Source organism: Nocardia sp. NPDC056000 (assembly GCF_042269265.1).
GTDB lineage: Bacteria > Actinomycetota > Actinomycetes > Mycobacteriales > Mycobacteriaceae > Nocardia.
Genome location: NZ_JBHJXS010000015.1, coordinates 238,676 through 262,356, shown reverse-complemented (window position 1 = coordinate 262,356; position 23,681 = coordinate 238,676). Strand labels below are relative to the sequence as shown.

At 65.9% G+C, this 23,681-nt stretch carries 22 protein-coding genes; 9 read left to right on the top strand and 13 right to left on the bottom strand.

Annotated features, from left to right (window positions below):
* Positions 1-193 precede the first annotated feature (193 nt).
* Positions 194-817, bottom strand: a complete 624-nt coding sequence (locus ACFC4D_RS37930) for a TetR/AcrR family transcriptional regulator (protein ID WP_376070713.1) — start codon at positions 815-817, stop codon at positions 194-196.
* Positions 818-928: 111 nt separating this feature from the next.
* Here ACFC4D_RS37930 and ACFC4D_RS37925 point away from each other — a divergent pair, with 111 nt between their 5' ends.
* Positions 929-2,044, top strand: a complete 1,116-nt coding sequence (locus ACFC4D_RS37925; protein ID WP_376070710.1) for a hypothetical protein — start codon at positions 929-931, stop codon at positions 2,042-2,044.
* Positions 2,045-2,046: 2 nt separating this feature from the next.
* A complete protein-coding gene (locus tag ACFC4D_RS37920; RefSeq protein ID WP_376070707.1) occupies positions 2,047-3,072 on the top strand; it encodes a phosphotransferase family protein in 1,026 nt (341 codons plus the stop codon).
* A gap of 69 nt (positions 3,073-3,141) precedes the next feature.
* Here ACFC4D_RS37920 and ACFC4D_RS37915 read toward each other — a convergent pair whose 3' ends face one another.
* A complete protein-coding gene (locus ACFC4D_RS37915; RefSeq protein ID WP_376070704.1) occupies positions 3,142-4,686 on the bottom strand; it encodes an MFS transporter in 1,545 nt (514 codons plus the stop codon).
* A gap of 155 nt (positions 4,687-4,841) precedes the next feature.
* Here ACFC4D_RS37915 and ACFC4D_RS37910 point away from each other — a divergent pair, with 155 nt between their 5' ends.
* The gene (locus ACFC4D_RS37910; RefSeq protein WP_376070701.1) at positions 4,842-5,600 is read left to right on the top strand and encodes a TetR/AcrR family transcriptional regulator; all 759 of its coding nucleotides are present in this window, start codon (positions 4,842-4,844) and stop codon (positions 5,598-5,600) included.
* Here ACFC4D_RS37910 and ACFC4D_RS37905 read toward each other — a convergent pair.
* The gene (locus tag ACFC4D_RS37905; protein WP_376070698.1) at positions 5,597-6,340 is read right to left on the bottom strand and encodes an SDR family oxidoreductase; all 744 of its coding nucleotides are present in this window, start codon (positions 6,338-6,340) and stop codon (positions 5,597-5,599) included. The genes ACFC4D_RS37910 and ACFC4D_RS37905 overlap by 4 nt on opposite strands.
* Positions 6,341-6,458: 118 nt before the next feature.
* Between ACFC4D_RS37905 and ACFC4D_RS37900 the strand changes: the two genes are divergently transcribed.
* A complete protein-coding gene (locus tag ACFC4D_RS37900; RefSeq protein ID WP_376070696.1) occupies positions 6,459-7,025 on the top strand; it encodes a TetR/AcrR family transcriptional regulator in 567 nt (188 codons plus the stop codon).
* A 72-nt stretch (positions 7,026-7,097) separates the two neighbouring features.
* On the opposite strand, the gene ACFC4D_RS37895 is transcribed toward ACFC4D_RS37900, so the two are convergent.
* The 5 genes from ACFC4D_RS37895 to ACFC4D_RS37875 form a co-directional block, all read right to left on the bottom strand.
* Entirely contained in the window at positions 7,098-8,555 is a 1,458-nt protein-coding gene (locus ACFC4D_RS37895) for a catalase (RefSeq protein ID WP_375962124.1), read from the bottom strand.
* Positions 8,556-8,669: 114 nt separating this feature from the next.
* Positions 8,670-9,785, bottom strand: coding sequence for a tetratricopeptide repeat protein (locus ACFC4D_RS37890; RefSeq protein ID WP_376070694.1), 1,116 nt, complete (start codon positions 9,783-9,785; stop codon positions 8,670-8,672).
* Entirely contained in the window at positions 9,778-10,893 is a 1,116-nt protein-coding gene (locus ACFC4D_RS37885) for a tetratricopeptide repeat protein (protein WP_376070692.1), read from the bottom strand. Before ACFC4D_RS37885 ends, ACFC4D_RS37890 begins: the two co-directional genes overlap by 8 nt.
* Positions 10,894-11,075: 182 nt before the next feature.
* On the bottom strand, positions 11,076-12,653 hold the full coding sequence (locus tag ACFC4D_RS37880; protein ID WP_376070689.1) for a tetratricopeptide repeat protein: 1,578 nt from the start codon (positions 12,651-12,653) through the stop codon (positions 11,076-11,078).
* Between the two features lie 31 nt (positions 12,654-12,684).
* Positions 12,685-13,986 carry an ATP-binding protein gene (locus ACFC4D_RS37875; RefSeq protein WP_376070686.1) on the bottom strand — a complete coding sequence of 434 codons (1,302 nt, stop codon included), beginning with the start codon at positions 13,984-13,986 and terminating at the stop codon, positions 12,685-12,687.
* Positions 13,987-14,345: 359 nt separating this feature from the next.
* On the opposite strand from ACFC4D_RS37875, the gene ACFC4D_RS37870 reads away from it, so the two are divergent.
* A complete protein-coding gene (locus ACFC4D_RS37870; protein ID WP_376070684.1) occupies positions 14,346-15,701 on the top strand; it encodes a serine hydrolase domain-containing protein in 1,356 nt (451 codons plus the stop codon).
* Positions 15,702-15,744: 43 nt separating this feature from the next.
* Here ACFC4D_RS37870 and ACFC4D_RS37865 read toward each other — a convergent pair whose 3' ends face one another.
* Complete coding sequence (locus ACFC4D_RS37865; RefSeq protein ID WP_364637416.1) at positions 15,745-16,983, bottom strand: helix-turn-helix transcriptional regulator; 1,239 nt, start codon at positions 16,981-16,983, stop codon at positions 15,745-15,747.
* A gap of 234 nt (positions 16,984-17,217) precedes the next feature.
* Between ACFC4D_RS37865 and ACFC4D_RS37860 the strand changes: the two genes are divergently transcribed.
* Positions 17,218-17,439: a hypothetical protein gene (locus tag ACFC4D_RS37860; protein ID WP_364637414.1), complete on the top strand. Its 222-nt coding sequence runs from the start codon at positions 17,218-17,220 to the stop codon at positions 17,437-17,439.
* A gap of 73 nt (positions 17,440-17,512) precedes the next feature.
* Here ACFC4D_RS37860 and ACFC4D_RS37855 read toward each other — a convergent pair whose 3' ends face one another.
* From ACFC4D_RS37855 to ACFC4D_RS37845, 3 genes are all read right to left on the bottom strand, one after another.
* A complete protein-coding gene (locus ACFC4D_RS37855; protein WP_376070681.1) occupies positions 17,513-18,547 on the bottom strand; it encodes an aspartate-semialdehyde dehydrogenase in 1,035 nt (344 codons plus the stop codon).
* A gap of 2 nt (positions 18,548-18,549) precedes the next feature.
* Complete coding sequence (locus ACFC4D_RS37850) at positions 18,550-19,815, bottom strand: aspartate kinase (RefSeq protein WP_375962106.1); 1,266 nt, start codon at positions 19,813-19,815, stop codon at positions 18,550-18,552.
* An 88-nt stretch (positions 19,816-19,903) separates the two neighbouring features.
* Positions 19,904-20,359: an SgcJ/EcaC family oxidoreductase gene (locus ACFC4D_RS37845; RefSeq protein WP_376070679.1), complete on the bottom strand. Its 456-nt coding sequence runs from the start codon at positions 20,357-20,359 to the stop codon at positions 19,904-19,906.
* An 85-nt stretch (positions 20,360-20,444) separates the two neighbouring features.
* Here ACFC4D_RS37845 and ACFC4D_RS37840 point away from each other — a divergent pair, with 85 nt between their 5' ends.
* Positions 20,445-20,912: a MarR family transcriptional regulator gene (locus ACFC4D_RS37840; RefSeq protein ID WP_364637406.1), complete on the top strand. Its 468-nt coding sequence runs from the start codon at positions 20,445-20,447 to the stop codon at positions 20,910-20,912.
* Here ACFC4D_RS37840 and ACFC4D_RS37835 read toward each other — a convergent pair.
* A complete protein-coding gene (locus ACFC4D_RS37835; RefSeq protein ID WP_376070676.1) occupies positions 20,881-21,465 on the bottom strand; it encodes a dihydrofolate reductase family protein in 585 nt (194 codons plus the stop codon). The two genes, ACFC4D_RS37840 and ACFC4D_RS37835, sit on opposite strands and share 32 nt — an antisense overlap.
* Positions 21,466-21,770: 305 nt before the next feature.
* Here ACFC4D_RS37835 and ACFC4D_RS37830 point away from each other — a divergent pair, with 305 nt between their 5' ends.
* On the top strand, positions 21,771-22,331 hold the full coding sequence (locus ACFC4D_RS37830; RefSeq protein WP_375962096.1) for an SRPBCC family protein: 561 nt from the start codon (positions 21,771-21,773) through the stop codon (positions 22,329-22,331).
* A 65-nt stretch (positions 22,332-22,396) separates the two neighbouring features.
* On the top strand, positions 22,397-23,662 hold the full coding sequence (locus ACFC4D_RS37825; protein ID WP_376070673.1) for a low temperature requirement protein A: 1,266 nt from the start codon (positions 22,397-22,399) through the stop codon (positions 23,660-23,662).
* The last annotated feature ends 19 nt before the right edge of the window (positions 23,663-23,681 follow it).

Here is a 23,681-nt window from a genome sequence, read left to right as displayed (position 1 = left end):
CCGCGAAGGGGGCGGCAGGCCGGGCGCGGGAACCCGCCGAACCTGTCCACGAGGGGTGTCAGGATCGGCGGGTTCCGCGTTTCGAATCCCACCGCCGGGTGATCTTGATACCCGGTATCGTGGAGATAAGTGCGCCAAGGAGATTGGATCCGACGATGGAAACAGTGATCGTCTTCGTGTTGGCCTGTGTGATCTATTGGTTCGGCCTCATACGCTGACCCGCAGGGGTCGCCGCCACCGCCACCAGGGCATCGGCGATCTGCGCACAGAAGACATCGGCGTCGTCGGTGCCGTGCGTGAGCGCCCGGAACAGGGTCGCGCCGCGCAGCAGTTCGAACACCGCGTCCGCGTCACAGCCGGGATCGGCCTGCCCCGCCGCCATCGCGCCGGCGAGCAACTCGCCCAGCGCCTCCCGGGTCGGCAGTTCACCGCGATCGAGCAGCCGACGGTAGCTGTCGTGGTCGTCGTGATACTCCGAGAGCAGTCCCGGAATAGCCGAGCGCGCCGCCGGATGCGCCGACGCGGACAGGAACAGTCGCGTCCAGGCGAGTAGATCCGCGCGTAGATCACCGCTCGGGACCGGATGGTTGAAGTCGTCGAGCGCGAAGATCGCATCCTCGACCAGGGCCCGTTTACTCGGCCAGCGACGGTAGATCGAGGTGGTCACCACCCCCGCCCGGCGCGCCACCGCGGCGATGGTGGTGGCCTGATAACCCTCGCTGACCAGCAGTTCCTGCGTCGCGGTCAGCAATTGCGCGTCCAGTTGCGGATCGCGGGGGCGGCCGGGGCCGGAGCGGGCCTGCGACGGTGCGCTCACCGGGGTTCTCCCAACTGGTCGACGAGAATTTCTGCGATTGAGGTTACATCCAGACCTTCTTTCAAATACGCTGTGCCTCGTATTCGAATTACCACCGAGAGGCACCCGTCAATGTTGACGCCCCAGGACGAACTGCTCTGCCATCAGCTGCCCACCACGTTCGACCATGTGCAGCAGAGCGATCTGCGCTGGACCGAACGCGTGGTCATGTACGGCTTCGACACCACCGGCGAAGTGAGCGTCATGACCGGTATGGCGCGCTACCCCAACCGCAATCTCATCGATGCCTACGCCATGATCACCATCGGCGACCGGGCGCATACCGTGCGCCTGTCCCGGCAGATCGACGACCGCTATGACGGCCTCGGCTCCTGGCAGGTCGGGCCGTTCACCTACGAGATCGTCGAACCGCTGTGCAAGGTGCGCGCGACCCTCGCCGACAATGAGCACGGCATCCGGCTCCAGCTCGAATTCGACGCCCAATTCCCGGCTTACGAGCAGGAGCCCGCCTTCTTCCGCACGCGCGGACGGGTGCGCGAGGACGCCCGGCGGTACTACCAGAACGGGCGCGTCTCGGGCTGGCTCGAGGTCGAAGGCGCGCGCATCGAGATCGATCCGGCCACCTGGTGGTTCGGCCGCGATCACTCCTGGGGCACCCGGCACGGCGGCGGCGGGGGTGCCATCAACGAGGGCGGCGGCATCCTGCAGCCCTCCGAGATTCCGGACGGCGTCCTCTATTACATGGGCATCTTCCAATTCGAGGACGAGCTGGTGCATTTCGCACAGCGCGAGACGCCGGAGGGACACCGCTGGCATTTCGAGGGCACCGTACTGTCACCGCTCGGCTCCGACGCGCAACCACAGCCGGTGCGCGACGCGGGACACGAGCTCACCTTCCGCGACGACTTCCGCATCGTCAGCGGCGGCACGTTCAGCATTGTGGACGCGGCCGGTAAGACCCGCGAATTCACCATCACCCCGGTCTCGGACTTCTGGCCCGGGCTCGCGGGATACGACCTGTATCGCGATTACGCCTCCGGCGTCTGGAAGGGCGAACGATGGAGCGACAGCTTCGTCGCCGATCTCACCGATACGGCGGACCTGAAACAGGTCAGCATGCTGAGCGAGACCTTCTGCCGGGTCGAGACCGACGGCAAGGTCGGCTACGGCCTGGTCGAAATGGTCTTCATGGGCCGCAATGAGAAGTACGGGTACGAAGGGTACTGAGCGTGAACGCCATTCGACTACCCGCCGAGCGACTGGCGGCGGCCCTGGAACCGCTGGTGCACCGGAACTTCCCGGTGTCCGGCAGTGCCACGGTCCACGATTTCAAGCGCACCGATCGCGGCTTCGCCACCGAGACATATCTTTTCGAGGTCGGGGACGAAAGCGGTTCGCTGCCACTGGTTTTCCGGCGGCCGCCGGAGATGGCGCTGTTCCCGGACTACGATCTGCTGCGGCAGGTGCTGGTCATGCAGCGCTTGGCGGGCACCGGCATTCCGGTGGCGACGCCGATATGGCTGGACCGCGGCGACACCGATCTCGGCAGCCCGTACTTCGTCATGAACCGGCTCGCGGGTGCGGCGCCCAGCGACTATCCCTCCTATCATGCGGCGGGCAACTATTTCGAGGCCACGCCCGAACAGCGCGCCCGCATGTGGTGGGGCTGTGTCGACACCATCGCGGCGATTCACCAATTGGATTGGCGGGCATTGCGACTGGACTTCCTGGCACTGTCCCGGCATGGCACGGAGCCGGTACAGCAGCTGGTCAACTATCTGGACGCCGCCCTCACCTGGGCGACCGGCGGCAGCCGGCCGGAGACGTATCGGCGCGCCATCGCGTACCTGCGGGCCAACCTCTACGAGCCCGAACACGTGGTGCTGAACTGGGGCGATGCCCGCATGTCGAATATCCTGTACGACAGCGACTTCCGGGTCAGCGGCGTCCTCGACTGGGAGATCGCGCATCTCGGCGATCACGAGGTTGATCTGGCCTGGCTGCTGTTCCTGGACTGGGCCAGTTCGACTTTCGAAGGCCACGAACCTTTGCCCGGCACCCCGAGCCGGGACGAGACCATCGCCTACTACGAGCAGCGCAGCGGGATGCGGGTGCGCAACCTGGTGTTCAACGAGATCCTGGCGGCCGTGCTGCTGTCGGTTCCGCTGCTGCGCATGGCGAATCGGGTGCAGCTGCCACCGGAGATGGATATCACCGGCTTCTGCACCACCCGAATCGAGCAGTTGCTGTCCTGACGGCGGCTGCTTCACAAAAGAACTCCGCCCCCGGGACTGGCACCGGGGGCGGAGTTCTCGTTTCGACGGCTAGCGGGCGTCGACCAGCTCGTCATCCACCGGCTCGGTGGGCGAAACACCTTCCGCATTCGCCGCTTTCGCACCCCGCATCAGGAAGAACGCGAGTACGCAGGCGGCCAGCACGCTGACCGCACCGGCGGTGAAGGTGGTCGACATCGCGTTGGTGAAGGCTTCGCGCGCCGCGGCGATGATCGCGGTGTCACCGCTGCCGATAGCCGGGGCCAGGTTCTCGCGCACCAATTCCGGAGCCGATTCCGGCATGCCGTTGGTGTAGGACTTCGCCAGAATCGCGCCAAGCACAGCCACACCCAGCGCGCCACCGGTCTGCTGAATGGTGTCGTTCAGCGCCGAGCCGACACCGGCCTGCTCCGGCGGCACCGCACCCATCAGCGCGCCGATGGCGGCGGGCATGGCCAGACCCGCGCCACCGCCGACCAGGGCCATGGCGACCGCGGGCATCCAGAAACCGGAATCCACGGTCAGCGTGGTCAGCACCCCGGTGCCCGCCGCCAGCACCAGCAGGCCGCCGATGGTGACGGTGCGGACGCCCAGCTTGCCGATCAGCCCCGCGCCGATGGCCTGGCATACCAACGCCGCCAACGCCATCGGCGTGAAGGCCACCGCGGTCTTGATCGGCGAGTAGCCGAGCACGAACTGCAGGTACTGGGTGAGCACGAGCAGCAGACCGGCATTGGCGAACACCACCAGCACCAGTGAGAAGCTGGAACCGGTGAAGACCCGATTGCGGAACAGCTGCATGGGCACCATCGGGTGTTCGGCCTTCAGCTCGCGAATGATGAAGGCGGAGAAGCCGATCACGGCCACGATCAGCGACGGCCACACCCCGGAGAAACCCTTGGCCGGGAATTCGATAATGGTCCACACCAGCGCGGTGGTGCCGACGATCGACAGCACCATGCCCGAGAAATCCGGTTTCGTCCACGGCCCCTTGGATTCCGGCATGAGCGCCAGCGCCGCGATGATCGCGACGATCGCGATCGGCACGTTCAACAGGAATACCGAACCCCACCAGAAGTGGTTCAGCAGGACCCCGCCCATCACCGGACCGCCGACCATGCCGACCATGGCCACCGCACTCCACGCGGCGATCGCCTTGGGGCGCTCTTCCTCGTCGAACACGGTGATCAGAATGGACAGCGTGCTCGGCATGATGAGCGCGCCGCCGATACCCATCACCACGCGGCCCGCGATCAGCGTCTCCGGCGAGGTGGCGTACGCAGCCAGCAGCGAGGCCGCCCCGAACAGCGCCAGGCCGATCACCATCACCAGCCTGCGCCCGAACCGGTCGGACAGGCTGCCCGAGGTGAGCAGCAGGCCCGCGAACACCAGGATGTAGGAGTCCAGCACCCACTGGATGTCCTGGGTGGTCGCGCCCAGATCGCGGGACAGCTGCGGAATCGCGACATTGAGCACCATATTGTCGATCACCAGCACGAGCGAGCTCAGACAGAGCACGATCAGGATCAGCCAGCGCTTCGGGTTGCGCTGTGCCGCAGGCGAAGTCACCGCCGCGGCCAAGTCTTTCGCAGTCATTTCATATCCCCTCGAGAACCTTCACCGCACACTGTGCGGCGTTGTCGAACACTGTACGGTCTCCGTACACTGTTCGCAATGCCGAACACCGTACCGGGATTCGAACAGCGTTCTAGCAGCGGATATGCTGACCGGCAGACGAAGGAGAAGTGGCCATGAGCGAGGACGAACAGCAGATTCAGTCGGTGTGGACCCGCCAGCCCGCGCGCGGCCGACGCCGCGATCAGCCCGCACTCAGCCGGGAGCAGATCGTGTCCGAGGCCCTGGCCCTACTCGACTCCGAGGGCAGCGAAGCGCTCAGCATGCGCAAGCTCGGGGCCCGGCTGGGCGCGGGGGCCACCTCGCTCTACACCCACGTGGCGAATAAGGACGAGCTGATGGAGCTCGTCACCGATGCCGTCTTCGGTGAACTCACCCCGCCGGTCGCCGGGCCGGATGGCTGGCGGCCCGCGATGGTGAGCTTCACCCGGGACCTGCGCGCGATGATGCTGCGCCATCCCTGGCTGTCCACGGTGCTCGGCGAAATGGGCCTGCTCTACCTCGCGCCGAATATGTTGCGGCTCAATGAATCCGTGCTCAGCCTGCTGGAGGATGCGGGCTTCACCCCCGATGATGCCGATACCGCGGTGACGGTGATCTTCTCCTTCGTCATCGGCATGGCATTGAGCGAGGCCGCCGCGCAGGTCACCTTCCGGCGCAGCGGGCTCACCGAGGTCGAATGGTTCCGCAAACTCATGCCCGCCGCGGAAGTGGCGGCGCGGCCGTACCCGACCCTGCACCGCCGCTACCTGAAGTTCGACGAACAGACCCTCGCACCCGATGTGGATATGCATCAGATCCGAAGTAGCGCTTTCGATATCCAGGTCGGCCGCATTCTCGACGGACTCGACCCGGAGCTGCGCAAGGACCGTTAGCGGCCGGTCGGGAGATTGGCCCCACCGGTGACATCCAGGACCACACCGGTGATGAAACCGTTGGTGGCCAGGGCATGTACCGCGCGGCCCAGTTCCGCCGGATTGCCCACGCGGCCAACGGGAGTGGTGGCGGCCAGGCCGTGGAAGAGGTCGCGGCGCTGCGCCTCCGGGACGCGATCCCACCACGGGGTGTCGATGACACCCGGGGAGACCGCGTTGACGCGGATGGGAGCCAACTCGACGGCCAGCGGCGGGACCATCGATTGCAGCGCACCGTTGATGGCCGCCAGGCCCACGGTTCCGGCGAAGGCTGCCCGGGCCGACGCGGCGGTGATGAGGGTGACCGAGGCGGTCGGATTCAGGTGCGGCAGTGCGGCTTTCAGGATGCGCACCTGCGGCCAGAACTTCTGCGCGAAGCCCGCTTCGAGATCGTCGAGGTTCAGTTCGGCGAAGGGTCCGCTGCCCGCCGCGCCGCTGACCGCGATGACCAGGTGATCGATCGGGCCGGACTGCGCGAAGAAGGCGTCGATATCGGCCGGGCTGGTCGCGTCCATGCGATAGCCGGTGGTCTTGCCGCCGATGCGGGCGACGGCCGCGTCGATCTTGTCCCGGGTGCGGCCGGTGATGACGACCTCGGCCCCTTGCGCGGCGAAGGTGGTGGCGGTGGCCTCGCCGATGCCGGAGCTGCCGCCCATGACGACTACCCGCTGGACGGTGGTGGCCGAATCCGCTGTGGTCATGTCGAATGCCTTTCTGAATGTGGCCCCGTCTACTCTTACGAGACCCACAGTCTCGACAACGCCGTTACCGAGACTTTTAGTCTCGACAAAGCGGTGAGTTGGGTCACAGGAGGCAGGCATGGAACGATCGCATACCGGGCGACGCCGCAATGAGGCCGCGCACCAGGCGATTCTGGATGCCGCACTGCGGCTGCTCGCGGAATCCGAAGGGGCCAAGGTGAATATCGACGCCATCGCCAAGGCGGCGGGCGTCGGGAAGCAGACCGTCTACCGCTGGTGGCCATCCAAGGGGGCGCTACTGCTGGACGCGCTCACCGACCGGTCCGAACAGGATGTCGCGCGCCCGGACACCGGATCGCTGCGCGAGGACCTGCTCCAGCTGATCGAGTCCACTTTCGCTGGGGCACAACGGGTTCCGACCGGACCGGCGCTGCGGACGCTGGTGCGCGAGGCGGCGTGGGACGAGCATCTCGCGGAGTCGCTGCGCACCTTCGCCCTGGAGCGCCGCGAGGTCGCGCGCGAGGCGCTCGCGCGCGGACGCGAACGCGGGGAACTGCGCGCGAACGCGGACCTGGATCTGCTGCTGGACCAGTTCTACGGGCTGTTCTGGTATCGCTTCATCATCGGCCACGCCCCCCTGGACCGCGAAACGGCCGAGGAGCTCACCGATTCACTCCTGCGCTGAACGGACCTCTCGCGCCGAAAACGACACCGGGCCCGCGCCTTTCGTGGTGCGGGCCCGGTCTCCTGCATAGCGCTAGCTGTTCAGCCCCGCTCGCACACCCTCTTCGATGCGCTTGCCGATCTCGGTGTCGACGTTCTTCCAGTACTCGAAGACGCGGCTCAGCACCGGCTCCTGAACTCCGGCCAGCACGTGGCCGACCACGTTGGACACCAGGCGATCTCGCTCACCGTCATCGAGCACCTCGCGCACCAGCGTGCCCGGCTGGGTGAAATCGCCGTCCTCGGCATGCTCGATGTAGCCCGCGTGCACCATGGTCGGTTCGAAATCCCAGAGGCCGCCGTCGGGGGCCCGGTCCGGATCGGCGTGCGGGCCGCCGTACGAATTCGGTGCGTACACCGGGGTTTTCGCGTCGTTGTAGCTGTAGCGCATGGCGCCCTCCTTGGAGTAGGAGTTCACCTCCGCCTTGGGCTGGTTCGGCGGCAGCTGCGCGTAGTTGGTGCCGATGCGGTAGCGGTGCGCGTCGGCGTAGGCGAAGACGCGGCCCAGCAGCATCTTGTCCGGTGAGAAGCCGATGCCCGGAACGACATTCGAGGGTTCGAAGGCAGCCTGCTCGATATCGACGAAGTAATTGCCCGGGTTGCGGTTCAGGGTCCACTTGCCGATCTCGATCAGCGGGTAGTCCTTGTGCGACCACACCTTGGTCAGATCGAAGGGGTTGAAGCGGTAGCCCTCGGCGTCCGCGACCGGCATCACCTGCGCATGCAGTGTCCAGCTGGGGAATTCGCCGCGCTCGATGGCCTCCCACAGATCCTGGCGGTGGAAGTCCGGATCGGTGCCCGCGCGGGTGTCCGCCTCGGCCTGGGTCAGCGACTCCACGCCCTGATCGGTCTTGAAGTGGTACTTCACCCAGAAGCGCTCACCCGCGGCATTGATCCACTGGTAGGTGTGCGAACCGTAGCCGTTCATATGGCGGTACGACTTGGGCACACCGCGATCGCCCATCAGCCAGGTCACCTGGTGTGCGGTCTCCGGGCGCAGGGTCCAGAAGTCCCACTGCATATTGTGATCGCGAAGTCCGTTGCCGGGCAGGCGTTTCTGCGATCGGATGAAGTCCGGGAACTTGATCGGATCCTTGATGAAGAAGACCGGGGTGTTATTGCCGACCAGGTCGTAATTGCCGTCCGGGGTGTAGAACTTCACCGCGAAACCGCGCGGATCGCGCCAGGTGTCCGGGGAGCCCTGCTCACCCGCGACGGTGGAGAACCGCACCAGCGATTCGGTGCGCGCACCGGGCTGGAACAGCTTCGCCTTGGTGAAGCGGCTGACGTCGCCGGTCACCACCAGTTCACCGAACGCGCCCGCGCCCTTGGCGTGCACGATGCGCTCGGGCACCCGCTCGCGGTTGAACTGAGCCAGCTTCTCGATCAGATAGTGGTCGTGCAGCAGGATCGGGCCTTGCGTGCCGGCGGTGAGCGATTCGTCGTCGCTCACCACCGGGGTACCGGTATTGGTGGTCGTCGGCTTGGTCATCGAAGCCTCCTCAGGGTGGGGGAAAACTCTTTTTCACCCTGCTCCCTTTTCTGGAGTTAGTCAAGAAAAGCTGGCCGTTTCCTTGAAATAACCTCGCTACCTGCACAGACGAAATCACTGGAACGGGTTCACGCCCGGCGGAACCGTCAGCCGCGGGGCCGGCGGTGTGGTCGGGGCCACCGGCTGCTGATAGGGGTAGCCCGGCCGCGGGATGTTCGATGGCCAATCCCGCAGCAGTTCCGTCGGGAAGGTCGGAAACGGGCGATACGGAAGGGTCGGCGGTGGATACCGCGCCCACGACGGGACGACCGGCTCGGGCGGCGGGGTGTACGTGGTCTTGCTCGAATCAGGCGAAACGCCCGCGACGAGCGCCCGGAGGATCAGGAAGATCACCACCCCGACCACCCACTTGGTGACGCGTTTGCCGCGGGCCTGCGCCTTGGTCTCATACAGGAACTGCGGTTGCGGAGCACTGGCGTAACGGTTCGCCAGTCGTCGCGTTTCCTCGGCCTGCGCGGCCAGCGCGATCCGCTGATCGTCCTCGTCCAGCCAGTTCAGATGATCGCGCACCGCCGAGCCGTACTCCGGATCCAGCAGCGCGACCCGCCGCAACTGCTCCTTCCCGGCTTCCCGATCACCGCCGTCGATATCGATCAAGGCGAGTTCGTACAGCGCCTCGGCGTTCTCCGGATCCAGCCGCAGCGCCTCCCGGAACTCAGCTGCGGCTTGTTCGGTGTGCCCCTTCAGATTTCGGCGCAAAATGAATCCGCGCAACAGATGCACGCTGACATCGTCCGGATCGATCTCCAGCGCGGTATCCAGCGTCGCCAAGGCCGCCGCCGGATCCCGATCCCGCTTGGTGGAAGCCAGGATTCGCAGATTATCGGTGTTCTCCGGCGCGATCTTCACCGCCTGTTCGGCGGCGACCTGCGCCCGCAACCGATGCTCGGCGACCGCCTCCTCCCCCAGCCCGGCATCCCGAGCCATCCCCAACTCCCCCAGCGCCCGCACCCGCCACGCGAACGTGTTCTCCGGATCCCCCCGCAACGCCAGCGCGCTGTACTCCACCGCCCGCGAATAATCCCGCAACCGCAACACCACATTGGCCATATCGGCCAGCGCCACAACATCTTCCGGCTCCCCCGCCAGCACCTCCCCCAGCGTCTCCCGAGCCGCCTCCAACCGCCCCAGACTCGCCAGCACCCGAGCCCGCTCGATCCGGCTATCCATGCGGCACCAGCACAACGGACGGAAAGGACCGCAGACCCGACTTGATAGCCGGATCGGTGATCGGGAACAGCGGCCCCGGCCCGGTGGTCCGCACCGGCTGAGGATCACTCGCGTCCGGCGAACATCCGCTCACCGCCAGTCGGATGAACAGCAGAATCGGCAAGAGCAGCAATGCCGCTCGCCCCCACCGCCGCTTCCGCCGCGGCGCGGGAGCGGTCGTGGTCGCGGGGCCGGACGCAGGACCGGAAACGGTCGCAGAAGCGGGAACAGACGCGGGACCGGGGGCGGTCGCGGTCGATCCCGCGGATTGCTCATGGCTCGGGGCGCGCTCATCCACGGGCACGGCCGAAGCGGATACGGCGGCAGCGAGCGCGGGCTCATCGGCCCCGAACTTCGGTGTCGACGCCGCGGTCGGACCCCGCCCCAGCACCAGCTCCATCTCGATCTGCCGGACGTACCGCCGGGCCCTTTTGCCGAAACGTGGATCGAGCCGCACCGCTGTCCGGAAGTGGCTGAGCGCCGGTGCGAGGTCGTCACGCTCGTATTCGAGGCATGCCAACTCGAAGGCGGGCCTGGCATCCTCCGGGTCCAATCGCAATGCCTCCCGGTAGGCCGCTATGGCCTGATCGCCGAAGGAGGCATCGCGGTGTCGCAACCGGCTCAGGATCTCGGCCCGCACCTCGTGCATGCTCGCTCGTTCGGAATCGATCGCGAGAGCGCGATCCACCGTCGCCAACGCGGCCGCCGGATCCGTCAGGCTCTGCACCTGGGCAAGGACGCGCAGGGAGCCGATGCCCTCGGGCTCGAGATCCACCGAGCGGTGCGCCGCGATCGACGCGTCACCGTGGTGGTTCCGCTGCGATTCGGAGCCGGGCGGGGCAAATTTCGTGAGCAAGTAGAGCGTGAACGCCCGGTGCTTCCACAGCTCCGCATTCTCCGGTTGCACCCGCAGTCCGGCATCGCAGAACTCCAGCGCGCGCTCCGGCTCGCTGAGACGAAGCGATACGACCGCCATATGGATGAGCACGGCGCAGTTCTCCGGCTCACCCGCCAGCACCTCCGCGAAAAGCTCCCGCGCATCCACCAACCGCCCCAAATCGGCCAGCACAGCGGCTCTTTCGATCCGGCTATCCATGCGGCACGACCGACGGCGGGGACTTCAAGATGGAGGCGAAACTCGGATCGAGCATGAGGTCACACGGGGGCACGGTGGTAGTGACGGTCAGGGATTGACGACCGCTCATATCCGCCGAGCGGCCGCTCATCGGCACCCCGGCCCGCTCGATCCGGCTATCCATGCGGCACCACCGGCGGTGGGGAGCGCAGGAACGAAACGAACGCCGGATCGGTCGCCGGGTTGTAGGGCGGCACCTGCCGGGTGTTCGTCACCGTTGGTGGCTGATGTCCACTCGAATCGGCCGAACAGCCGCTCGCCACCAGTCGCACGAACAGCAGTACGGGGAAGAGTAGTAGCGCTCCGCCCCATCGACGTTGCGGACGCGAACTTGTCGCTGCGGCCAATTCCCGAGTTCTTGAGTTCCCGGATCGGTTGCGGCGCTGCCGCTCTCGCTGCTCCGCGCGCTGCCGCGCTCGCACCCTGGCGGCCTCGGCCGCGATCTCCCGCTCCACTCTCGCGGCCTCGGCCCGTTCGGTCTCGGACTCGATCAGCGCGATATGCCGCGCCACCTGCTCGGCCCGTTCCGAATCCCCTCGCTCCGAATCCCATTGCGCCACCTTGCGCAACCGTGCCAGGGCGGCCCTGCGACGCCCGCACAACCAGTCGGTCAGCGCCAATTCGTGTGCGGCGGCGGCATTTCGGGGATTCGCGGCCAGCAACTCGCGGAGCCTCGCCACGCCCGCGTCGAAACCTTCCGGTGTGGTCTCACGCCAGCGGTCGGGATCGAATCGCCGTAGCTCCGTCAGCACCTCGGCATTCCACTGCCCGACCGGCCGCATCGGCGGCGGTTCCGACGCGGGTGGTACCTCGGAATCCGGCCCGGGGTCGATCGAGGCGGGGGCGGCTACCGGCAGTTCTTCGGGCGCAGCAGATTCCGGGGTAGCCGATCGGGGCCGCGGATCGGGTTCAGGATTCGTCCCGGGCTCGGCCGACCCCGGGGGAACATCCCCGCCCCTGCCCCAGGCTTGTGAAAGCCTCATCAAGGCATCGGTTCGCTCCGCCAGATCGAGGTACTCGCGGACTTGCTCCCGGTAGCGGGGGTCGAGGAGCGCAGCCTTGCGAAAGAGCTCGATCGCTGGATCACGATCTCCACGGGCGAACATGATGGCCGCCAATTCGAAGATCGCCCCCGAATGGTTCGGATCCAGCCGCAGCGCCTCCCGGTAGGCGGCCTCGGCCTGTTCGACGAATTCGGCGCCACGGGTTTTCATCATGCGTAATACGGAGCCGCGCATCGCGTGGGTGTTGGCGGACTCGGGATCGATCTCCAGCGCCCGGTCCACGGCGCGCAGTGCCGCGTCCAGGTCATCGGGCCGCAGGGCCATGGCGAGCAGAGACAAGGTCTCCGGATCGTCCGGGTCGAGTTCGATGGCACGCCGGACCGCGACCATCACCTCGTCGTTTCGCTTCCGCTGCGTCTGCGACCCTTTTTCGGCCTCCTGACCGAGATGCCAGTAGGCCAACGCCCTTGTCTTCCAGAGGTATACAGCCTCCGGCCGGAGCCGCAGAGCGTCCGCACCGTACTTCAGCGACCGCTCGTATTCGCGCAGCTTGTACGCGATCTCGACCATGTTGGCCAGCGCCGGAACGTTCTCCGGATCTCCCGCCAGGACCTCCGTCAGAAGTTCTCGAGCGGATTCCAGTCGCCCCAGGTCGATCAGGACCTGCGCGCGCTCTATACGACTATCCATTGTTCTTCCCCGCCCCTGATCCCGAACCGGGTCAGCGGAGCTTCATGCGCTTCATGTAGGTGGCGAGTTCGTCGTAGGCGCCGTCGTTGTTGGCGAATTCGACTACGTTGCGGGCGGATTCGAACCAGGCGTTGGTGCTGGGGCGGATCTGGGTCATGGCCTGATCTATATCGGACATGCGGATGGGGCGGACGGCTCCGGCGCGCAGGGAGTCGGCCATCGCCAATTGGGTTGCGGAGGTGGCGATGTGGGCCAGGTCCGCGCCGGAGAAGCCGTCGGTGCGCAGGGCTATCGCCTTGAGGTCGATGCCCTCGACGGGGCGGTCCTTCAGGTGGTGGCGCAGGATGGAGACGCGGGCGTCCGGATCGGGCAGGGTCACCAGGATCATGCGATCGAAGCGGCCGGGGCGGCGCAGCGCGACATCGATATCCCAGGGGTGGTTGGTCGCGCCGAGGATGTAGACGCCCTCGTTATCGCCTGTGGCCGAATCCATTTCGGTGAGCAGCTGATTCACCACGGTGCGCAGGCCCGCCGAGCCGGACATCTGGCTGCGCTTGTAGCCGAGCGCGTCGACCTCGTCGATGAACAGCACACAGGGCGCGTTGCGGCGCGCCACCTCGAAGATCTGGTGCAGATTGCGTTCGCTCGCGCCCAGGTGGATATCGAGGATGTCGGCGATCTCGATCGGATAGAAATTCGCGCCCAGCTCGCCCGCCACCGCCGAGGCGATGAAGGTCTTGCCGCAGCCGGGCGGACCGTACAGCAGCAGCCCGCCGCGCGCACTGGTGCCGAATGCCTTGGCCAGCTCGGGATTTCGCAGCGGGCCGAGCAGGGAGAGCTCCAGCTGCTCCTTCACGTTCTGCATACCGCCCACCTCGGACAGTGACAGCTTGGGCTTCTCGAACAGCCCCACATCACCCTCGTTGACGACCAGCGGTTCACCGTCGTCGTCCACGAACGCCGGTTTGATGATGTCGCCGACCTCGGCTTCGGCGGCGGCCCAGTCGAAACCGTTGCCGCGCGCGGACTTCGGGGCCTCGGACTCCGCCGCGGCGGGCTCGGCGGCCGCGGTTCCGCCGGACGCGACAGCGGGGGCCGCGGCCACCGGAGCCGGGCTCGCGCCGCCCGCGAGCGCGGCCGAACAGCGTTGCAGCAGAGCCATAGCCGTCGCATTCCCGGGATCCTGACCCAGCGCGACCGCGCAGTGCGTGAGCGCGTCCGCGTAGCGCTCACGATCGGCGAGCAGTTCGACCACCCGCAGCCGCAGCGACAGCAGCTCGGGGTTCTGCTCGAGCACGCTCGTCAGTTCGGTGATCACCGGATCGTCGGTCAAGGCTTCCCCCCGGGAAAAAGTTCGGTCTTCGGTGCGAATGCTAAACGGTCCAGGTGACAGTGCGCACCGAATAGTTTGCCGCGCGAACCCGCACGAGCCGCCGGGTAGCGCAGATCACACCGCCGGGGCCGGAATAGATCCCGCCGCGGCCCGGTTGATCCCCACTGTCGGCGTCGGTAACAGCCCCGGGCCGCACCCTCCGTCGCTACGAGCGACCACCCGCCGAGAGGCGCTTGTTGGGCGTCGACGCTGCTTCGCGGCACAGCCGCGAACGACGCCGCCAGGACTCCCCCCGCCTGGCGGCGTTTTGCTGTGCGTTTCGGGGTCTGGGACAGTGCCCGCCGGATAACCTGAAACCCATGTTGCGCAAGCGCGGGGGTTGGGCCGGCGCGGTAGCGGTGGCACTGGTGATCTGCGGCGGCGGTTTCGCGCACGCGCAGCCGGCGGAAATGGCTCAGCCGGAAATACAGTGCGAGCAACCGCAGGGCCGGGAATTCGAACGGGCGGCTCCCGAGCAGGCCGGTCTGGACAGCGCGCGGCTGCGAGACGCGTTGAACTTCGCGGCAAGCCGAAACCGATTGAATGTGCAGGTTTTCCGACATAATTGTCTCATCGGCGAGGGGCCGGAAAACGCTCAAACCGGACATATTCCATGGAATGTCTGGAGCGTCACCAAGAGCATTGTCTCGCTACTCGCCGGAATCGCCTGGGATCAAGGCAAACTCGATATCGACGCGCCCATCGACCGTTATCTCCCGCCCGGCATCGGTGATGCCGAACATCGTTCGATCACCGTGGAGAATCTGCTCACCGAAACATCCGGTCTGCGAATCGGACTCGTCACCGAAGGGCTCACCGGCGTCATTCCGGTCGACCCGTTCAGCGCGGTGCAGGCGCTCGCGGTGCCATTCGACAATCCGCCGGGCACGAAATTCTCCTATAGTCAGCGCAATGTCGACCTGCTCTCCTATGTGATCGAACTGGCCATCGGCGAACCGCTCCAGGAGTTCGCGCAACGGGAACTGTTCGGCCCCATCGGCATACAGCGCGGCGACTACTACTGGGCCCGGGACCGCTCCGGGCACACCTACGGCTACGCGCACCTGATGATCCCGCCCGACGATCTGTCCCGGCTCGGCATGCTGACCGCGAACGACGGCCGCTGGCACGACCGCGAGATCGTCTCGCGGGCCTATCTGCACCGCGCCACCACCTCGTCGAGCACCAACAGCTGCTACGGCTACCTGTTCTGGATCGGCCCCGACTGCGCCGAGAACGCCGAATTCCTGCCCGCCGACATGTATTCCATGTCCGGGCTGGGTCTACAGCACGTGTTCATCATCCCCAGCCTGGACCTGATGGTGGTGTGGACCGGGGTGTTCGGCGTGCACACCAACCAGGGCGCGAGCGGAATCCTGCAGTACGGCATGGAGGTTCCGCACGAATTCTTCCGGGAGCTGTTCGCCGCCTTCCACGACAGCCCGGTACCCGATCCCGGGCAGTTCGTGGAACCGCCGCTGCGCTTCGACGCCTCCAAATACTTCGACGCCGATATCGCGCTCGCCGTGTTCGGCCTCGGACCGGACGCCTATCCGGGCTGTAATGTGCTGTCCTGCTTGAACACTCCGCTGGCGCCGCCGTTCAGCGACGCACCACCGGGCTGTGAGCTGCTGGCATGCGTGGGTCCGGACCCACGCACCCCCGGCATTCACTGAAGGTCCGTTCCGGCATCCGTGGGCCCCCACACCCACGGATGCGTTACGGCGTCACAGCGGCTCGGCCCGCCAGTTCACGCAGATCATCGGCCGGTCGGCGACCCGCGAACTGGAGTAGATCGCGCACCACCTCCCGCGCGCGCGGATCATGGTGCACCAGCTCGGGAGCCAATCGCTCGGCATTGAGCAAGGCCCCCAGCGCATCCTGCGCCTGGCGTCGCTGCGCGTGCGCGCGAGCCACGTCGACCAGGAAACGCGCCTGCCGTTCGGGTGAGAGCACCGAGGCGTCCACCGACGCCGCGGTATCGAGCGCCTCACCCGCATCACCCAATTCGACGGCCACCGCGACCGCGTGCACGGCCACACTGGTCGGACCGAATTCGGTGTCGAAATCATTGCGGCCCTCACCGAGTCGCTGCGCGGCGTTGCGCGCGGCGGCCAAGCCGGTGCGCGCGGCGGTCCGATTGCCATCGGTCGCCGCGATCACCGCCAGCATGAGCTGCAGAGATCCGTAGAGCGACAACACTTCCGGGCGCAACAGCTCGGGATCGGCGACCTGCGGCGCGAGCGCCGCCACCGAGACCCGGGCCGCCTGCTCGGCCTGTTCCAACCGCTGTAGTCGCAGGAAAGCCTGTGCCATGCGGTAGGTTCCGGCCACGACGCTGAGCGCGTCACCGGATTCCTCGGCCGCGGTGAGCGCCCGATCGGCGGCTACCCAGGCCGCGTCCACTTCCTCCTGACGGGTGAATGCGGTGGCGGCCACCTGATAGGCGCGTGACAACAGTGTCAGCACCTCCGGCCGTTTCGCGGAGGTGGTCCGCGCCGCGTGTTCGAGATCCGGAATCAGTTCCAGCAGTGCGCTACCGACCTCGACGAGCCGGGACTCGTGCGCCAACTGCCATGCCAGATCTACTCGTTCCTGTAGCCCCGGCAACTCATCGGCCGACTCGCGATCGGCCTCGTCACCGAGAAGTTGCTCCAGCGCTGGATGTCCGGTGAGCAACAGTCGCAGTTGTTCGAAAACGGCGGATCCGGCTCGATGACCATCGCCACGATCGGCGGCCATCGGTTCGGCCGCCTCGGGTCTCAGGTCTCGCACCGCGACTCCGAGGACGTCGGCCAGTCGCTGGAGTACGGACAGTCTTTCGACCGGCAGTACATCCCGTTCGACTTGCGACACCCAGCTTTCCGAGCGCCTGATTGCCGCGCCCAACTCTTTCTGCGATAGTCCCCGCCGCCGGCGCAACTCCGCTACCCGTGCCCCTAGGGTACTTTCGGCCACCGGGTCAAACTCCTTCTGCCTGATCGGCTTTCCCGGCCGTCACCGCCCGCTTGTTTCGCCGATACCTACCATGCCCTTCTCCTTCCCAGATGGGATCTGCGGACAAGGATTCCACGCCGGGCGAGCTTACGGCGCACAGTATGGAACATGTATTTTTCTTATTGCACCGCAATTTTTCTGTGTTTACCGTTTACTTGGGACCCGTCGCACCAATCCGACAACAAGAGGTGGCACATGACCGCCGCACCGCAAACGCGCGAAGTCCATGTGCGCCTACGCTTTCCGGGTGGCATGGTGCTCGACTACCGAGCCGCCCGCGCAATTGCCGAACGCCTCGCGGCGCACTTGCGTCCGCACAGTATTGAAGTCACCATCGGGACATCGGCAACCACCCCCGATGGTTCCTCGATAGATCGACTTCCACCACTACCCTGTGCGGAACTCTGGACCGACTGAAGAAGGCCAGAATATGAAAAACGGACCGTTCAATCCGTGATGGATCGAACGGCCCGATTTCGGGGCTTTGGACTCAGCGGTCCGCGAGCAGAACTTCGGCGATCTGAATGGTGTTCAGCGCCGCACCCTTACGCAGGTTGTCACCGGAGATGAACAGCGCCAGACCGCGACCGTCCGGGACGCCCGGATCCTGGCGGATGCGACCGACGAGCGATTCGTCCTTACCGGCGGCGGCCAGCGGGGTCGGGACATCCACCAGCTGGACGCCGGGGGCGTTGGCGAGCAGCTTCTTCGCGGTCTCGACCGAGATCGGTTCGGCGAATTCGGCATTGATCGACAGCGAGTGACCGGTGAAGACCGGCACGCGCACGCAGGTGCCGCTGACCAGCAGATCGGGCAGGCCGAGAATCTTGCGAGACTCGTTGCGCAGCTTCTGATCCTCGTCGGTCTCCTCCGAACCGTCGTCGACCAGCGCGCCCGCGAGCGGGATCACATCGAAGGCGATCGGGGCCACGTACTTGTTCGGGGCCGGGAAATCCACGGCCGAACCGTCGTGCACCAGCTTCTCGGCATCGTCGATGACCGCGCGCACCTGGGTGGCGAGTTCCTCGACGCCCGCCAGGCCACTGCCCGACACCGCCTGATAGCTGGAGACGATCAGGCGCTGCAGACCTGCCTGATCGTGCAGCACCTTCAGCACCGGCATGGCGGCCATGGTGGTGCAGTTCGGATTGGCGATGATGCCCTTGACCAGGTTGCGGGTCGCCTCCGGATTCACCTCGGAAACCACCAGCGGCACTTCGGGATCCTTGCGCCAGGCCGACGAATTGTCGATGACCGTGACACCGGCCGCCGCGAAGCGCGGGGCCTGCACCCGGGACATGGTGGCGCCGGCGGAGAACAGCGCGATATCCAGACCGGACGGATCGGCGGTCTCGGTGTCCTCGACCACGATGTCCTGCCCGCGGAACCGCAGCGTCTTACCGGCCGAGCGCGCGGACGCGAAGAACCGCACCTCATCGGCCGGGAAGTTGCGCTCCTCCAGCAGCTTTCGCATGACCGCGCCGACCTGACCGGTCGCGCCGACAACACCTACGCGTACGCCCATGACTAGCGCCCCGTTCCGCCGTGCACCACGGCCACTTCATCGCCGCCCAGATCGAAGGCGCGGTGCAGCACCTGCACGGCCTCGTCCAGATCGGTGTCCTTGACCAGCACCGAGATTCGGATCTCGGAGGTGGAGATGAGATCGATATTGATGCCCGCGTCCGCGAGCGATTCGCAGAAGGTGGCGGTCACGCCCGGATGCGACTTCATACCCGCGCCGACCAGCGACACCTTGCCGACGAAATCGTCGTACACGACCTGCGAGAAGCCGATCTCGCCCTGCGCCTTGGTGAGCAGTTCGACCGCGCGCGGGCCGTCCAGCTTGGGCAGGGTGAAGGTGATGTCGGTCTTACCCGTCTCCACCTTCGAGATGTTCTGCAACACCATGTCGATATTGATCTCGGCATCGGCGACGGCCCGGAACACCTTGGCGGCGTAACCCGGCTTATCCGGAATGCCGACCACGGTCACCTTGGCCTCGCTGCGGTCGTGCGCGACGCCCGTGAGAATTGCCTGCTCCAACGGGATGTCCTCCATCGATCCGGAAATCAGGGTGCCGGTCTTGTCGGTGTACGACGAACGCACATGAACCGGCACGTTGTAGCGGCGCGCGTACTCGACGCAGCGCAGCATCAGAACCTTCGAGCCGCAGGCGGCCATCTCCAGCATTTCCTCATAGGAGACGGTGTCCAGCTTCTGGGCATCGGCGACGATGCGCGGGTCGGCGCTGAAAACGCCGTCCACATCGGTGTAGATCTCGCACACATCGGCATTGAGCGCGGCGGCCAGCGCGACCGCGGTGGTATCGGAACCACCGCGACCGAGCGTGGTCACGTCCTTACTGTCCTGGGACACACCCTGGAAACCCGCGACCAGCACGATGGTGCCCTCGGCGAGCGCGTTCTGCACCCGGCCCGGAGCCACATCGATGATCTTCGCGTTGCCGTGCGTACCGGTCGTGATGACGCCGGCCTGCGAACCGGTGAACGAGCGGGCCTCCGCGCCGAGCGAATGAATGGCCATGGCCACCAGCGCATTGGAGATGCGCTCACCCGAGGTGAGCAACATATCCATTTCGCGGGCGGGCGGCGCGGGCGCCACCTGCTGGGCCAGATCCAATAGTTCGTCGGTCGTATCACCCATCGCGGAGCAGACGACCACGACATCGTGGCCCTGCTTCTTCGTCTCGACGATCCGCTCGGCGACCCTGCGGATGCGCTCGGCGGTGGCGACCGAGGATCCTCCGTACTTCTGGACGACGAGAGCCACTGCGGGAATCCTCCAAGATCGACAAACTGCTGCTACCGACCTGCAAGACTACCGGCCGAGGTCCATCGGTTTTCGTGCTACCTCCCGGCTAGCCGGTCGCCGAACGGTCACGGGCCGAATCCTGGCTTCCCGAAAGAGTATTGAAGAGCCAGCTGTACTTGGTGTTGTGGAAGGCCGCGAAAGCCCACTCCCCTTCGGACCGAACAGCGACGTAGAGATTCACTTTCGTGTTGAAGCGACCGCGCCGCCGCCTGCCCTTCACCACCGCGCCGCGGCCGTGCACGACCGCCACATCGGGAGTGAGGAAACGCACGCCGGTGATCTCCCCGTCCAGGCGCGTGCCCTTCAAATACTTGGCGAACACCGGAACATGCGACGCCTCGATGGCCTCGCGCCCCCTGATGCGCTGACCGAACCAGGTCACATAGTCGGCATCGGAGGTGAACACGGCGGCGTAGGCGTGCGCGTCCCCCGCCTCCCACGCCCGGTTGGAGCGATCGAAGAGCGAACGGATGGCGGTTTCGTCGGTGAGTTGAGCGGTCATGACATCCCCTGAATCAATCGATATCTGACTGAGTAAATAGTTGATTCAGTAAGATATTGCGCGGGACAGACTATGCTGTCAAGGGATGACGAAAAAACACCGTGAGCTCGCCGCCGCGCTCACCCTCGCCGCCCAGCGCACCGCCACCGACGCCGTCATGGTGCACGGGGCCATCGCCGACAAACTCGGTCTGCACGTCACCGACCTGCGGTGTCTCAATCTGCTGCGGCTGGACGGGCCCGCCACCGCGGGTGAGCTGGCCCAGCGAACCGGGCTCACCACGGGGGCGATCACGCGGATGATCGATCGGCTGCTCAAGGCCGGGTACGTGCGCCGCGAACACGATGAGCTGGATCGGCGGCGCGTCATCGTCACCGCCATCCCCGAGCGCATCGACGAAATCGCCCCGCACTACGAGGTTTTGGCGCGCGAGTTCGGCAAGGTCATGAACGACTACACCGATGAGCAGATGCGCGTCCTGCTCGATGTGTTCCAGCGGCTGCACGAAACCTCGGTGCATGTCACCGCGCTGCTACGCGATCCAGCCAGGTGACCTGGGCGTCATTCTCGAATGCCTCGCGGCGGGTGACCCGGAAACGGGAGGGGTGGAATGCGCCGTCGAAGAGCCGTACGCCCGCGCCCGCGATGACCGGATAGGTCTTGATGACGAGCTGATCGATCTCGTCGATCAACTCCCCGGCCAACTTTCCGCCACCGCACAGCCACACATCCTTCCCCTCTTCCTTCTTCAACCGCCGGACCAACTCGACCGGGTCGCTGCTCACGATTTCCACGTCCGGGAAATCGGCCTGCGCCAGCGTGCCGGAGATGACGTACTGCTTCAGGTGCGGATAGGGGTTGGCGATGCCGACGGACAGGCCCGGCTCATAGGTGCCGCGACCCATGAGGATGGTGTCGAACTCCTTGTTGGGCTCATCGACCGGCAGGCCCACCGATTCGCGCAGGAAGGCCGGAATGGTCTCGGGGTAGCGCGCACCGATCCAGGCGGTCATGACCTCGTCGACCGGCAGGAAGTCGAACTCACCCTGCGGACCCGCGATGATGCCGTCGATGGAGGCGCCGACGTAGTAGACAAGATTTCGCATGGTTACCGCCTCGTTCGTTGTACTTCGTTTGTAGTGATTAGGAATGTAGTACTACGACTGGAGTGGTGTCAACGGGAAAGTTCCGGAAAGTTTCGGCGTCGATTCGCGTGTTATCGACTCGAGTTCATCCTGTGACCTGGGTCACCAATTAGGTAAACGGAACTTACCCACGGGTACGTTCCGATTCCATTGCGCGACAGTGAAATTCGTGATTCCGGCGAACCAGACAAGACCGGGCGGTATGCGACACAGTTGACTCGGCGAGCGACGCTGGTCACAATCGGTGCCCAAGCTGGAGGGTAGGAATGCGCACTAAGACTGATCACCGCTTCATCATCGACATCGATCCCGATCAGGTGATGGAGGCGTTGCTCATGGTCGAGCAACTTCCCGACTGGTCCCCCTCGTATCAGGACGTCCGGGTCGCCACCCGCGACAAATTGGGCCGCCCCAAGCGGGCGTACGTCTCGGCCACCCTCATGGGCCGCCCCGATCGCCAGGTCGTCGAGTACACCTGCAGTGAGAACCGGGTCGCCTGGAAGGTCTCCGAATCCAGCGCCGGCGCGGGCGGCCAGGGCTGGTTCGACCTCGCCGAAACCGAGGACGGCGGGACCGAGGTCTGGTACCACACCGAGCTCTACCTGCCGATTCCCGCACCGGGCATGTTCCTCAAGCGCACCGCCCGCCGCGAGGGCGAGACCACCATCGAGAACTTCATCTCGTTCGTCGAATCCGTCACCGGCATCGAGGGACTCGGCGAGGTGGAGGAAGCACCCTACGTGGAACAGGCCGGGTACGAACCCACGAGCTATTCCCAGCCGCTGCACTACGGCGGCCGCCTCGAACCGGGCTTCGGCACCGCGTGACGCCGATGGTGAACACGCGTCACTGACACTGCCCTTCGGGCCGCGAACCCGGCACTATGTCCAACATGCCCGGTGCGCAACGAAAGCGAATAATGCCGGTGGCGCGAGACGCCTCCGTCACCCAGCTGGAACTCTTCTTCGACCTGGTGATCGTGTTCGCGTTCACCATGGTCACCGATCTGGCCGCCCACGAGACCACCGCGATCAATCTGCTGCGCGCGCTGGTCATCCTCATGCTGCTGTGGTGGATGTGGATCGGCTACTCCTGGCTCGGCAATGTGGTCAAGGCCGATGAGGGCATCGCGCGGGTGGCCATGTTCGTGGCCATGGGCGCGGCGTTCGTCATCGCGCTCACCATTCCCGAAGCCTTCCACGATCTTCCGGGCGGCTGGTACGGGCCGCTGGTCTTCGTCATCGCGTATCTCGTCGCGCGCCTGGTGCACCTGTCGGTGTTCTGGATGGCCAGCGCCGATGACGAGAAGCTGCGCGGACAGGTCATTCGCTGGGCCTTCGGCTCACTCACCATCGCCGCGGTGCTGCTGCTGCTCGGTGTGCGCAGTCACGGCGACTGGCAGATCCTGCTCTGGCTGGCCGCGCTCGCCGGGGAAATGCTGTGGACCGGATTCTCCGGCAATGACTGGGTGGTCAACTCCGCCAAGCATTTCGCCGAACGGTACGGGCTGATCATCATCATCGCGCTCGGCGAATCCATCGTCTCGATCGGCGTCGGCGTGGCCGGACTGCCGATCTCCTGGGCCATTACGCTCGGCTCACTGCTCGGACTCGCGGTCGCGGGGCTCATGTGGTGGGCGTACTTCGATGTGGCGGCGCTGATGGTCGAGCACGAACTGGAGCACTCCACCGGTGAGCGGCGCATTCAGATCGCGCGCGGCTGCTACACCTACTGGCACTTCCCGATGATCGCCGGAATCGTGGCCATGTCACTGGGATTGAAGAAGGTGCTCGGCTATGTGGGCGGGGCGCAAGGGCATTCGCTCGAGGACAAGCTCTACGGCATTCCGCTGTATGCCCTTTACGGGGGCGCAGTGGCCTATCTGCTGGCGTTGGTGGGTTTCCGGTACTACGCGACACACAAACTGCTCATACCGCGCGTGGTGGCCGCCGTGGCCCTGCTGGCGCTGATCCCGCTCGCCACCACCCTGCCCGCGCTCGGTTCACTGGCACTGCTGTGCGCGGTGCTGCTGGCGCTGATCGCCTGGGAGACCGTGCGTTACGCGAATCCGCGCGATCGCATCCGGCACGGCGGCGACGAGCTCCGGCACGGCGGCGATCTCCGGCACGGCGGCGGCGAGGCCGCACAGCACGGGTGACGTTGTCGCCGCGCAGGTG